This is a genomic window from Formosa sp. L2A11, assembly GCF_009796865.1.
GTDB lineage: Bacteria > Bacteroidota > Bacteroidia > Flavobacteriales > Flavobacteriaceae > Formosa.
In genome coordinates, this window is sequence record NZ_CP047028.1 from 647813 (window position 1) to 660936 (window position 13124).

Annotated in this window: 13 protein-coding genes; 3 read left to right on the top strand and 10 right to left on the bottom strand. The window is 32.5% G+C overall.

Translation table 11 applies throughout. The features are described 5' to 3' along the window. Positions 1-65 precede the first annotated feature (65 nt). The 5 genes from GQR95_RS02950 to gldB all read right to left on the bottom strand — a co-directional run bounded on the left by GQR95_RS02950 (position 66) and on the right by gldB (position 3903). The gene (locus GQR95_RS02950) at positions 66-1010 is read right to left on the bottom strand and encodes a TIGR01212 family radical SAM protein (protein WP_159021724.1); all 945 of its coding nucleotides are present in this window, start codon (positions 1008-1010) and stop codon (positions 66-68) included. Positions 1011-1127: 117 nt separating this feature from the next. Continuing rightward, complete coding sequence (locus GQR95_RS02955) at positions 1128-1724, bottom strand: hypothetical protein (protein WP_159021725.1); 597 nt, start codon at positions 1722-1724, stop codon at positions 1128-1130. A gap of 225 nt (positions 1725-1949) precedes the next feature. Further along, a complete protein-coding gene (locus tag GQR95_RS02960) occupies positions 1950-2471 on the bottom strand; it encodes a MepB family protein (RefSeq protein WP_233265989.1) in 522 nt (173 codons plus the stop codon). A 131-nt stretch (positions 2472-2602) separates the two neighbouring features. Continuing rightward, positions 2603-2938 (bottom strand): gliding motility protein GldC, encoded by a 336-nt coding sequence (gene gldC, locus GQR95_RS02965; protein WP_159021726.1) that lies wholly within the window; start codon positions 2936-2938, stop codon positions 2603-2605. Then, complete coding sequence (gldB, locus tag GQR95_RS02970; RefSeq protein WP_159021727.1) at positions 2938-3903, bottom strand: gliding motility lipoprotein GldB; 966 nt, start codon at positions 3901-3903, stop codon at positions 2938-2940. Before gldB ends, gldC begins: the two co-directional genes overlap by 1 nt. Before the next feature lie 94 nt (positions 3904-3997). Between gldB and nadE the strand changes: the two genes are divergently transcribed. Continuing rightward, a complete protein-coding gene (gene nadE / locus GQR95_RS02975) occupies positions 3998-4795 on the top strand; it encodes an NAD(+) synthase (RefSeq protein WP_159021728.1) in 798 nt (265 codons plus the stop codon). 110 nt (positions 4796-4905) lie between these two features. Next, the gene (locus tag GQR95_RS02980; protein WP_159021729.1) at positions 4906-5532 is read left to right on the top strand and encodes a response regulator transcription factor; all 627 of its coding nucleotides are present in this window, start codon (positions 4906-4908) and stop codon (positions 5530-5532) included. Here the strand turns inward: GQR95_RS02980 and dnaG are convergent. Next, positions 5527-7542 carry a DNA primase gene (dnaG, locus tag GQR95_RS02985; RefSeq protein ID WP_159021730.1) on the bottom strand — a complete coding sequence of 672 codons (2016 nt, stop codon included), beginning with the start codon at positions 7540-7542 and terminating at the stop codon, positions 5527-5529. The genes GQR95_RS02980 and dnaG overlap by 6 nt on opposite strands. Before the next feature lie 183 nt (positions 7543-7725). Here dnaG and GQR95_RS02990 point away from each other — a divergent pair, with 183 nt between their 5' ends. Further along, a complete protein-coding gene (locus tag GQR95_RS02990; RefSeq protein ID WP_159021731.1) occupies positions 7726-9552 on the top strand; it encodes a Xaa-Pro dipeptidyl-peptidase in 1827 nt (608 codons plus the stop codon). Between the two features lie 44 nt (positions 9553-9596). Here GQR95_RS02990 and GQR95_RS02995 read toward each other — a convergent pair whose 3' ends face one another. The 4 genes from GQR95_RS02995 to GQR95_RS03010 all read right to left on the bottom strand — a co-directional run bounded on the left by GQR95_RS02995 (position 9597) and on the right by GQR95_RS03010 (position 13054). After that, the gene (locus GQR95_RS02995; RefSeq protein WP_159021732.1) at positions 9597-10688 is read right to left on the bottom strand and encodes a hypothetical protein; all 1092 of its coding nucleotides are present in this window, start codon (positions 10686-10688) and stop codon (positions 9597-9599) included. A gap of 55 nt (positions 10689-10743) precedes the next feature. Beyond that, positions 10744-11460, bottom strand: a complete 717-nt coding sequence (locus GQR95_RS03000) for a hypothetical protein (protein WP_159021733.1) — start codon at positions 11458-11460, stop codon at positions 10744-10746. After that, complete coding sequence (locus GQR95_RS03005) at positions 11447-12010, bottom strand: RNA polymerase sigma factor (protein ID WP_159021734.1); 564 nt, start codon at positions 12008-12010, stop codon at positions 11447-11449. Before GQR95_RS03005 ends, GQR95_RS03000 begins: the two co-directional genes overlap by 14 nt. 66 nt (positions 12011-12076) lie before the next feature. After that, the gene (locus GQR95_RS03010; RefSeq protein ID WP_159021735.1) at positions 12077-13054 is read right to left on the bottom strand and encodes a polyprenyl synthetase family protein; all 978 of its coding nucleotides are present in this window, start codon (positions 13052-13054) and stop codon (positions 12077-12079) included. Between the last annotated feature and the right edge of the window lie 70 nt (positions 13055-13124).

Here is a 13124-nt window from a genome sequence, read left to right on the forward strand (position 1 = left end):
TTCACTTATAAATTAAAAGCGCTTAAATTTAATTTAAGCGCTTTTTTTATGTTTTAAATTGTCTGTTACAAGTCCGCTTCAGGAGTATAGAATTTACCCTGCCAAATATTTAATTCTGTAAGTTTTTGATCTATTTTATCTACAATTTCAAAATTTTTAAGTCCATCCCATTTCGGAGCGATAAGCAAATCTTGTTGCGCTTGGCTTATAAAACGTTCTATAATAAGATTTGGTCTTAAAAGACCTATAAATTCAGCAATAAACTCAATGTAATTATCTTGACTAAACAAATTAAATTGTTCTGGTGCATGTTTATATTGATGCGCCATTACCGTTTTTTTTACAATTTGTAAATGATGTAGTTTTAAGGTATCTATCGGTAATTTTGAAACAGTTCTAGCGTGCTGTAATAATTCTGCTTTAGACTCTCCGGGCAAGCCCATAATAAGGTGTGCACCTAAATGCAACCCTTTATTTTTACATCTTTCAAAAACAGAAATGGTATCTTCAAATGTGTGGCAACGGTTAACACGTTCGAGTGTTTTGTTTAAGGTGCTTTCTATACCAAACTCGAGAGCGACATAATGGGTTTTAGAAAGGAGAGACAAATAATTTATAATCACATCGCTAATACAATCCGGACGAGTTCCAATAACTAAACCTATTACATTGGGCACACGAAGTGCTTCGTCGTACATTTTTTTTAAAGATTCAAAATCGGAATACGTATTGGTATATGCCTGAAAATAGGCTAAATATTTTTGAGTTTTATATCGGGCAGAAAAACGTCTAATTCCTTCCTCCAACTGTTTAGTAACACTATTTTCGGGTTCGCAGTAATCAGGATTAAAAGAATTATTATTACAGTATGTGCAACCTCCATACCCTTTAGAGCCATCTCTATTAGGACACGAAAAACCAATATCTATAGATACTTTTTGAACTCGCTCGCCAAATGTTGATTTTATGTACGACGAATAATCTAAATACCGTTTACCTGTAATCTGCATAATTTTAAAAAACTAAACACAAAATTACCGTAAACATTTATCTCAAAATATGATATAAGTTATACTATTAAAAGAAAAGCGACTTATAAAGATACTAGAACAAAGCTTACTTCTACTTTATTCATCTAACACACTTATTTCAGTAATAATGTTAAAAATGCGATATTCATTCAATTTTGGATCAAACAGTTCTTGTTCTATATAACTAAGGCTAACTCTCTTATCTTTTAATTTTTTATACTCATATTGTAAATTATCTATAGAATTAGAAATAAAAGAAAGCCAATAAAACTTTGCTATTTTCCCTTCATTATTCTTTAACATAAATACTACAAAATCTGTATTAGAAATTTGTTTTATTGTACCCTGAACATTAAAAGTAGTAACCTTTTCTTCCGTATCGTTTAAAGCGGCTAGTCGTTTTAAAGTCTCCGGACAATTCCCAAACATTTTCACACCAATTATACGCCCTAATTCTTCTCCATACTCATCAATATGTGTCATATCTATATTAAAATCTCTTAATATTTCATCTGGAAATTTTACGGCTTCACTCATTAAACAAATACCAACATTTTCTGTTGTAAACTCCTCATCCGGAATAGCTTTAACACAAGAGCAAGCTTGGTCTACAATTTGTTGCATATAATCTTCTTGAGCATAAAAGACAATAGATATAAGACTTATTACTAAAGTTAAAATATATTTTTTCATAATTGGTATTAATAATAATTAAGTGTTTTCTATTTATAATATTTTGATAATCGTTAATCTAAGCTCATTACAAATCCTCTTCATTAAAAACTATTTATCAGATAAATCTTACCTTAAAGATGAATTCAGAATGATGGTTAGATATTATGTTTTTCAGCAGAACGAGACTAAAAAACAAAGCTCTAATGTAAATAAGATATCACAAAATGTATTAAAAAACGGTGACTAATTATTATTTGCATACAATTTTGTAACCCAGTCAAAATTAATAGTACCTTCTAAAGAAACAAAATAATCCAACTGCCAAGACTGTGTACGTTTTGCCTGATTATTAGTTGGTAAATCCCAAGGCGGATATACCCGAAATCCGCGTTTTCCTTCTTTAGTTACTGTAGATACTAATCCCTTTGCCACACCAACAGCCTTAGGAATTACAAACTGACCAAACTGTTCGTCTTTACTCACGTTAATGACATAAAAATCGAAAGCATCAGTCTCACTAAAAGGTTCTGTAACGCCCTCTGTATTCCGTTTCCAAAACGTTACAAACTGCCCAATTTTCTTAGGTGTTATTTTAGCTGTCCGGCAAATAACATAACTATTATTTAATGTAAACCTACAAGCTTCGTAGGCAGCACCTTCTTTTTCTACTTTATAATTCGTAATTACAAGAGCACAAGGTTCGTATATTTTGGATTGTATTAGGTTCTGGATGGGAGTCATATTGTTATTAACGTCTAAACTCAAAAGTAAATAATTTAATAAAAAGCATGTACTCTAAACGCAATCATCTTTTTAAAGATATTTCAGTATTAAAAACTAAAAAGGCTTCACAATATAATATTATGAAGCCTTTTTATGTATTCTTTAGTAAAGATTTACTTTTTGTTTATCTCTAACTTTTCAGCAAAGTATTCACAGAAATCTTTCATTGTTGCTGTCATTTTTTCATCTTGAGTTGCACGATTAAACGTATCGCTCATGGCAACTAAAGTCTGATGAAAAAACACTTTCATTTCATCTACAGGCATATCTTTTGTCCATAGATCTATACGTAAAGATTCTTGTGCTTTACTGTCCCAAACCGAAAGCATCATGGCCTTAGCTTCTTCATTTTGTATACCACCATCTTCTGCCGTCCAATGTAAATTTTCAGGAACACGATTATCGTCTAATTCTACGGTTAATTGTATAGTTGATTTAAGGTTTGCCATTATTTCTTAGGTTTAAATTTTGATTGATTAAAAATATCTTCAGCACTCATGTTAAACATGTCTTTAAAAGATACATCTTTATGATGTTCCATATACGCTCTTACAATTTGCCAGCCCATATACGCTCCAATTCTTCCTGGAGACTCATTATCTATTTCTGCTAAATAAAATTTAGAAAATGGAGCTGGATTTATAAAACGAGAAGGTAATTTAGAGTCGGTACTATATAACAATTCGCGCTCTACAAAATACTTCCAAATATATGTTTCGTTTGCTGCAGCCCATTCTAATTGTGCAGTTGAATATTCTATTTTTTCTGCATCTGTTTTAAACGGAATCATAAGATCTTTAAAATATAAGCGTTTCCCTGCAGAAATCATTTCATCTAAAAGCGTTTTATTTTTAGTTGGCAAAATATAACTATCTGCATAAGCACCTGCTAAATCGACAACAATTAACCCTTTAGTAAATCCATTTCTTATGTATTCTTGAACGCCTAAATAAAACTCATGATCTGGCCCTAAATAAGTATCTAAAGCAATAATATCTATAGAATCTGTAACAATAACTTTGTTGCGATAATCTACATAAGATGTCGTACCTATAACACGTGGCTTATTAAATTCTGGATAATAATATATTAAATGCTGAAATAATGATGTAATATCTTTTTCAACATCATTTGTTTTAGGAAATGTTTTTAAAACAGCCTTAGATAAATCCTGTTGTAAAGTATCCTGAATTTTATTCATCCAAAATGCATCTGGATACGTTTTTGAAAACATAAACGGATAATTTGCTTTTAATCCGGCTAAATCTGCAGGAGTTGCTGCAGAAAATTCCTTATCGAAACGCTCAATATGCACTGGCATCTTAATTTTCGAAATCTCATCAGTAACTTTAGTCTCGTTTTTACAAGAAGCTAAAGTGACCATTATTAAAAGGAAAAAACTTAAATATTTCATAGAAAACTAAATGCTGTTAATTTTTGTTACTTAAACGATTCTTTTATTTTTGTTCGGCAAAGGTAAGATTCTTTGTTTTAAATCCTTCATAAAAATGCAAACAGAAAAAATTGTAGATCATATTGTTAATTGGTTAAAAGATTATGCAACACAGGCTAAAGTAAATGGTTTTGTTGTTGGAATTTCTGGCGGAATTGATTCTGCAGTAACCTCTACATTATGTGCTCTTACAGGTTTAGATATTTTATGTGTAGAAATGCCAATACATCAAGCTCCTAGTCATGTGTCTAGAGCTGTTGAACACATTACACAACTTAGCAATAAATTTCCTAATATTAGAGAGACTCGCGTAGACTTAACCCCTGTATTTGAGTCTTTTAAAACAGAAGTCTCTTTAGAAGGACAAGATGCCACAGTTGCTATGGCTTTAGCAAATACTAGAGCACGTTTACGTATGTCTGCACTATATTATTATGCAGGGTTACAAGATCTTTTAGTTGCAGGAACAGGGAATAAAGTGGAAGATTTTGGTGTTGGTTTTTTTACTAAATATGGTGATGGAGGAGTAGATTTAAGTCCGATTGCCGACTTAATGAAATCTGAAGTTTACGCTTTAGCCAAGGTGTTAAATGTACCAACTTCCATTATTAAAGCAACTCCTAGTGATGGTTTATTTGGCGATGCAAGAAGTGATGAAGACCAAATTGGAGCCTCTTATCCAGAACTAGAATGGGCTATGAAAATGACTAATCTCGGAAAAAAAGTTGAAGAATTTTCCGACAGAGAAAAAGAAGTTTTTACCATATACAGCAGCTATAACAAGACTAACAAGCATAAAATGGACCCAATTCCCGTGTGCAAAATTCCTCACAATTTTTTATCTAAAAACTAGCTTATAAATAAATAGTTTTTTTCTATATTTACATAGACTGGTTTCTTAATAGAATCTGCGCCCCAACAGTCGTTTTATTTTTAAAAACAAACAAACCAAACTATAAAATTATGATAAAACTGTTAGTAGCGGATCACCACCCTATTATTCGGAAAGGACTTGAGTTATTGTTCTTAACATCGCCTGTTATTAAGGTAGAAGGCGGTGTAGATGATGGAGAATCAATATTTGATTTTTTAAAATCTAACCCTGTAGATATTTTGATTTCTGAAATCGATTTACCAAAACTTAATGGTATAACTGCCTTAAGACGCTTAAAAAAAGAATATCCACACATTAAAGTATTAATGTTTAGTACACATCCAGAAGAAGTTTATGCTATGAGTTCTATTAAAGCAGGAGCATCTGGATACATTTCTAAAACAGCAAATATTTTAACTTTAAGAGAAGCTATTTTAAAAATAGACCAAGGCGGTATTTACTTAAGTAACGATTTAACGCATCGTTTAGCCTTTGGAGAACGCGTACAAAGAACCGGTTCTTTCTATAAAAAACTATCTACTCGCGAGGTCGAAGTCCTTAAATTACTTTCTATTGGAAAGAAAAATAAGGAAATTGCTAAAGAATTAGATATTAATGAAAAAACCGTAAGCACGTACAAAGCGCGATTAATGAAAAAATTACAAGCTTCTAACTTAGTAGAATTACTAAATCAAGCTAAATTATTAGAATCATAACACGCGTGTTAATTTTCTAGACAATAACATCTTTAGACCATAGTAATCTTTAACTTCTTCAAGAATACTTCTATTAGTTTCGTCTCTATGTTCTAAAGTTGTTTGTTGAAATTCAAGCACTTTTTGGTCAATTAAAAAACAGCGTAAACTTAAAATAGTTTCGCTAACTAATTGAGCAACACCTTCTGTTTTAGATTTTGGGAAAATATTATTTCGTTCCCAATCGTGTAACGTATGGCGTTCATCATCCATTAAAATACTTGTTATTTCTTGAGACAACTTCATATCTACCGTATTCACAAACTGTTCTAAAACAAAATTTGCATCCTGGTTTAATTTTTCAATAATAATATAATACAAGGTTTTAAAAGTCTCATTACCAAAATGCATTTCGTCTTCTTGTAAGTCTAAAAATATTTTTTCGTAGACTTTAGCTTGCTGCACAACGGGTTCTAAAACAAGATCTCCTTTCTCATTTTCTTTTAAAATTAAATCTTCAAAATCTTCTTCTCTATTTCCGTAAAGCAATAAGATTTCAATAATTTTTCGCTCTAAAAGATACTGAACATCAACTTTATTATTAGGTTGTTCTTCATTTCTTATTACTTCAAAAAAATCTGGTGGTGGCTCTTGACTACTCCCATAACCACCTCCGTAACTACTACCACTACTACTTTTACTACTATTACCTCCAGAAGGTTTATTAGCCTCCTTACTACTTATTTGCGCTAAAGAACTAAACAATACAGCTTCGCTAATATCCATAATTCTAGCACATTCTTGCAAATAGACTTCTTGCTTAATACGATCTGGAATTTTAGAGATACTCTGAATAATATCGCGAATAGTTTCTGCTTTTTTTATAGGATCGTTATTAGCATCTTCAACCAATAATCCTGCTTTAAACTGAATAAAATCTTTAGAATTAGACTCTAAATAGGCACGTAATTCTTCTTCCGTATTTTGTTTTGCAAAACTATCTGGATCTTCGCCTTGCGGAAATGTACATACACGCACATTCATACCTTGTTCTAGAATTAAATCTATACCACGAATAGAAGCACGCATTCCTGCAGCATCACCATCAAACAATACTGTAATGTTTTTGGTAAGCCTATTTATTAAACGAATTTGATCTGGAGTTAATGCCGTTCCAGAAGAAGACACCACATTTGTAATTCCTGTTTGATGAAACTGAATCACATCTGTATACCCTTCAACTAAAAAACAATTATCTTCTTTGGCAATCGCTTGTTTGGCATGATAAATACCATATAACACTTTACTTTTATAATAAATCTCACTTTCGGGAGAATTCATATATTTCGCAGCCTTCTTATCATTCGTTAAAATACGACCTCCAAAACCTAAAACACGACCACTCATACTTTGTATAGGAAACATTACACGTCCTTTAAAACGGTCGAAATACTTCTCTCCTTTTACAATAGTAAGTCCTGTTTTTTCTAGAAACTCTAACTTATAACCTTTCTTTAAAGCAGCATCAGAAAATCCTTGCCACTCATCTAAAGCATATCCTAAATCAAAAGACTTAATAGTTTCTGGTGTAAATCCACGTTCCTTGAAATAGCTTAAACCAATAGATTTCCCGGCATCGGTTTTATGCATAATTTCCTGAAAATGTTTACTAGCAAATTCACTTACCAAATACAAACTTTCGCGAGTATCTTGCTTTTCTTTTTCCTCGTTTGTTTGCTCGGTTTCTTCAATTTCAATACTATACTTTTTAGCTAGATATTTTATAGCCTCTGGATAAGTAAAATGTTCGTGCTCCATTAAAAAGGCCACAACATTTCCTCCTTTCCCACTAGAGAAATCTTTCCAGATTTGCTTTACAGGAGAAACTACAAAACTTGGCGAACGTTCATCACTAAAAGGACTTAATCCCTTATAATTGCTCCCTGCTTTTTTAAGCTGAACAAAATCGCCAATAACTTCTTCTAATCGTGAAGCTTCAAAAACAGTGTCTATGGAAGATTTTGAAATCAATGAAATATGGTTTTAAATGATATAAATTACAATACAAATATACTTTAAAGATTTTCTCTAAAGGCTCTAAAACAACTCCATTTTTACATATAAAATATTAAGTCTAGCTAATATTTTCTCATCACAGTATGTACCAAATGCTTAACTTAGCTTCTTATCCAAAATAATTTTTAAACCTCAAGAATGAAAAATAACACATTGTCCTACCTTTTAATTTTATGCCTTTGTATTTCGGCAAACCTTATTTCTGCACAAACAAAAGCAACTCCTGTTTTTAAAAACGGTGAAGCTCAAATAGTAAAAGCGTTTAGCAATCCTGAAAATTGGGTTAGACATGATTTATGGGTCGAAACAGAATTTGACACCGATGGCGATGGAAAATTAGACCGTATGCATGTAGATGTGACACGACCAAACCAAACAGATACAGAAGGCTTAAAACTACCTGTTGTTTACGAATCTAGTCCGTATTATGCAGGTGTTGCAGCAGATATTCCTGGAGTGTTTTGGGATGTAAACCATGAACTTGGCGAAAAAGCAAAAGAACGTGTACACCCAGAAGTGATTCGCACAGGCGAGGGTCCTATAATTTCTAATTCTCAAATCAGAAAATGGGTACCTCGTGGATATATTGTAGTACATTCTTCTTCGCCAGGAACCGGGTTATCTCAAGGTTCTCCAACTGTTGGAGGCGATAACGAATCTTTAGCTCCTAAAGCGGTTATAGATTGGTTAAATGGTCGGGCAAAAGGATATACAACCCCTTACGGAACAGAAACTGTAGTCGCATATTGGTCTACCGGAAAAGCAGGTATGACTGGAACATCTTACAACGGAACCATTCCTTTAGCGGCAGCAACAACTGGAGTAGACGGTTTAGAAGCGATTATTCCTGTATCTCCAAATACATCGTATTATCATTATTACAGATCTAACGGATTAGTCCGTTCTCCCGGTGGTTATTTAGGTGAAGATATTGATGTGTTATACGATTATATACATAGCGGAGACGAATCTAAACGTGCTTATAGTAACAAAACAATTCGCGATACCGAAATGAAAAACGGTATAGATAGAGAAACTGGTGATTATAATGATTTTTGGGCTGGACGTGATTATTTAAACGACATGAAACCTATGAAAGCCGCTTTATTAATGTCTCATGGTTTTAACGATTGGAATGTAATGCCTGAACACAGTTACCGTATTTATAAAGCTGCTGAAGAAAAAGGATTAGATGTACAAATTTATTATCACCAAGACGGACATGGCGGACCACCTCCAATGGTTTTAATGAATCGTTGGTTTACACATTATTTACACGGCGTAGATAATGGTGTCGAAAAAGATAAAAAAGCATGGATTGTAAGAGAAAACGATGAGCATGATAATCCGACACCTTATGATGACTATCCTAATCCGGAAGCTAAAATGGTTACATTACAATTACAATCGGGAGGACAAAAAGCAGGAAAGTTAGGCTTTACAAATACTAAAACTAAAGAAACGCTTATAGATGATGCCTCATTTTCTGGAGATTCTTTAGCTAAGTTACCAGAATCTAAACATCGTTTATTATATGTTACGGCTCCATTAACTAAAGACATTCACATCTCTGGATTGGCAAAAACGAATATTAAACTAGCAAGCAATAAGCCTGCCGCTAACTTATCTGTTTGGTTGGTATCTTTACCTTGGAATCCAGCAATGGAAGCGCCTATTACAGATAATATAATTACGCGTGGATGGGCAGATCCTCAGAATTCTAAATCTATTAGAACAAGTGAACCTTTGATTCCTGGACAATTTTACAACTTGTCTTTTAACTTACAACCTGACGATCAAATTATTAAAAAAGGACAACAAATTGGACTTATGATTTTTTCTAGTGACAACCAATTCACCTTACTGCCAAAACCTGGCACACAATTAACCATAGATTTAGACGGAACAACCTTAGAGTTACCCGTTATTGGTGGAGAAGATCTCTTAAAAAAAGCAATACATTAATAACAAAAAGGCTTCAATTAATTTTGAAGCCTTTTTTATTGTATTTAATCCATATCGAAACGTAAACCTACAGATATATTATTTTGGTCGAAGGCTTGATTTTTAAATATGGGAGACAAATCGTACTTAACATATAGCCCGACGCTTCCTAAAGACACATAACTACTAACCCCATATACAAAGCTATTTACTGCATCGTAATCTTTATATTTCTTTTTCTGATTACTTCCATCTTCTTTGTATTTCACTTTCTGAAGCGATGAAATATTGAAGCCACCATATCCTCCAATTCCGAATTTAAATTTTTTATGTGTAGAATATCTAAAGTAATCATCATGTTCAATCTTCTTAGAAGGTCCAAATTCAAAATGCACAGGAAAAACTAGATTTGTGGTTCTAAATTTTGATTTTCTCACATTATATGGAAATTCTTCAAAAACAACCTGATTACCATCTTCCTTAAAATACATATTATTCTTGATATCCAGTTTATTCCACTGTAACGAGAATCCATATTTTAAACGTAACGCATTAGAGTTTTCAAATACACGTGTTTTCCATGCCCAACCTAACTCTACAAACCCAGAACCACCAAGTTTATATGGAGAATCGTTAAGGCTTTCACCTTCAATTATTGCATTATTAAAGCCTATAGCAAAAACTAAATCACTTGTGGTACGTTTATCAAATATAGGAGTACGTTTAGATTCTTTACCTATAAAAATAGATGTTTGATCGCCAGAGACATCACTATCGTAATCTTTTCCTATTCTAATAACAATCTGTCTTTCATCTCCAAAAGTATACGATTCGGTATTCCGTTCCATTAAATCTATTTTATTATCGATTATGGCAACACGATTTTCAATGTTTAATGCTCGTTTTTTAGCAATTTCTTGTTTTAATATTTCTCCTTCTGCCGAAGTAATATAACCAGCATCTACTTTCTCGTTAATAGATTCTACTTCCTGTCTTAACAGTTCTTTTTCTTCACTTCTAACGGCTTCTTTCTCCGTTTTTAAAATCTGAATAGTCTCTATATTAAGAGAATCTTTCACCTCCGAAACTTGAGCAACACTAACTTGTGAAGCTAAAATAAAGGTGAGCGTAATTGTTAATTTAGTAATAATGTTCATACTCTTCGTTTTTTGATTGATTGATTGATTGATTGATTGATTTTGATGAAATATTTTAATTATTGCGTTCTACAACTGCTGTTTTAACCTTCACAAAGCCTGATTTTACAGCGTCGAAAACCTTTTCCCTAAAACTATACTCGATGTCATTTTCTACACTTTCTAGAAGCGTTTTTGAGTTTACCGTTTGCTGACTTTCTTTTAATGCTTTTTCTGAAACAATTTGTTGTTCTGCCTGTTGTAACAAATCTTCAATATAATCTTCACTAACATCTTCCTCTTCATGTACTAAAGCAGAATTTAATACCGTATCTTCTATAATAGAATTTAATTCTTTAGAAGTATTTTTCTCTTCCTTTTTATCTAAACTGGATGCAACTACAGAAGTAGATTTATTTATTTTAGCAGAAGAAACAACTTTAGAAGCAATAGCTTCTTTTACAGTTTCCACCACTTCTTCTTTTGGAAGTGCTACAAGCTCCTCTAAATTTGAAGCAGAAGAATCTATTACAGCTTCTGTGTTTTTAATAGTAGTTTCGGTATCTACAACTTGTAAATCAGGATTAGAGTTTGATGTAAACATCCAAGTACTCAATAATAAAACACCTATAAAACTCGCCGCAATACCTATAAACCAATACCGTTTAGAAGACTGTTTATCTTCCTGAGTATTTAATTGTGATTGCAATTGATTCCATGACTGGGCAGAAGGTTGTAACCGACGCTCTTCCAGATTTTTTTTTATGTTATTTTCGAAATTATTGGATGCCATAACTATCGGAATTTAGTGCGTTTAATTGTTGTTGAAGCAACTGTCTTGCTTTATACAATTGCGATTTAGAAGTTCCCTCAGAAATTTTAAGTATGCTGGCTATTTCATGATGCTTATAACCTTCGATAGCAGACATTACAAATACCATTCTATAACCTTCCGGTAAATTATCTATTAGATTTTGAATATCGTCTACGGCTAAATTCCCTTCACTAGAAAGTGGTGAAGCTTCGGTAGTATCATCATCAACTTCTACAAAAACAACTTGTTTTTTCTGCCTTAAAAATGAAATAGATTCTCGGACCATAATTCTACGAATCCAGCCTTCAAAAGAACCTTTATTTTCAAACGTTTTTAATTGTGTGAATACTTTTAAGAAACCATTTAGCATTGCCTCTTCTGCATGCTGTACATCTTTAATATAGTACCGGCAAACACTTAGCATTTTAGGCGCATGCCAATTGTACAACGCTTGCTGTGCTTCGCGGTTGTTTTGGATAGCCTTTTTTATAAGCTGAGTTTGGTTTTTATGTAATTGTATAACTTTCAAAAACGGTTTCATTTGGTCTTCTATTTATAAAGACGCAAAAACATTTAGAAAGGTTGCCTGAAGATTTTATTTTTTTCTATCGATAACATAATTCACCATTAAAATTAATGATGTTTTGAATGCAGACTCAGGATAAGGCTCTAACATTTTTAAAGCTTCTTCTTGAAATGCTTTCATTTTTGTAACGGCATAATCTAAACCACCATTATCTTTTACAAAAGCAACAACTTCTTTAACGCGTTTGGCATCTTTGTTATGGTTTTTAATAGAATTAATTAACCATTTATTATCTTTTTTAGACACCGTATTAAGCACGTAAATTAGTGGAAGTGTCATTTTTTGTTCTTTAATATCGATTCCGGTAGGTTTACCAATTTTTTCTTGGCCATAATCGAATAAGTCATCTTTAATCTGAAAAGCCATCCCGATAAGCTCTCCAAATTTACGCATAGTTTCTACATGTGTAGATTCTGGCTTAACAGATGCTGCACCTAAACTACAACATGCTGCAATTAAGGTTGCTGTTTTCTGACGAATGATTTCGTAATACACGTCTTCGGTAATATCTAACCGACGTGCTTTTTCTATTTGAAGTAATTCACCTTCGCTCATCTCACGAACAGCGATAGATATAATTTTAAGTAAGTCGAAATCGTTATTATCGATAGATAATAATAATCCTTTAGACAATAAATAATCACCAACAAGCACCGCAATTTTATTTTTCCAAAGTGCATTTACAGAGAAAAAACCGCGACGTCTGTTACTATCATCAACAACATCGTCGTGTACTAAAGTTGCAGTATGAATTAATTCGATTACAGAAGCACCACGATAAGTACGCTCGCTAACCTCGCCATTAGACACCATTTTAGAAACTAAAAACACGAACATTGGTCGCATTTGTTTTCCTTTTCTATTTACAATATAATGTGTAATTCTATTAAGCAAAGCCACTTTAGAAGACATAGAAAGTAAGAACTTTTGTTCAAAAAGTTCCATCTCGTAAGCTATAGGTTGCTTTATTTGTTCTACAATTTTCAACTAGAAGAAGATGCTATTTATTATCTATACAAACCTAATAAAAATGCACGTTATAAACTATTTAATAGTT

What these genes read in the sequence shown, in the direction of transcription:
- GQR95_RS02950 (WP_159021724.1), bottom strand. Translation starts at nt 1,010, where the DNA reads ATGCAGATTACAGGTAAACGGTATTTAGATTATTCGTCGTACATAAAA.
- GQR95_RS02955 (WP_159021725.1), bottom strand. Translation starts at nt 1,724, where the DNA reads ATGAAAAAATATATTTTAACTTTAGTAATAAGTCTTATATCTATTGTC.
- gldC (WP_159021726.1), bottom strand. Translation starts at nt 2,938, where the DNA reads ATGGCAAACCTTAAATCAACTATACAATTAACCGTAGAATTAGACGAT.
- gldB (WP_159021727.1), bottom strand. Translation starts at nt 3,903, where the DNA reads ATGAAATATTTAAGTTTTTTCCTTTTAATAATGGTCACTTTAGCTTCT.
- nadE (WP_159021728.1), top strand. Translation starts at nt 3,998, where the DNA reads ATGCAAACAGAAAAAATTGTAGATCATATTGTTAATTGGTTAAAAGAT.
- GQR95_RS02980 (WP_159021729.1), top strand. Translation starts at nt 4,906, where the DNA reads ATGATAAAACTGTTAGTAGCGGATCACCACCCTATTATTCGGAAAGGA.
- GQR95_RS02990 (WP_159021731.1), top strand. Translation starts at nt 7,726, where the DNA reads ATGAAAAATAACACATTGTCCTACCTTTTAATTTTATGCCTTTGTATT.
- GQR95_RS02995 (WP_159021732.1), bottom strand. Translation starts at nt 10,688, where the DNA reads ATGAACATTATTACTAAATTAACAATTACGCTCACCTTTATTTTAGCT.
- GQR95_RS03000 (WP_159021733.1), bottom strand. Translation starts at nt 11,460, where the DNA reads ATGGCATCCAATAATTTCGAAAATAACATAAAAAAAAATCTGGAAGAG.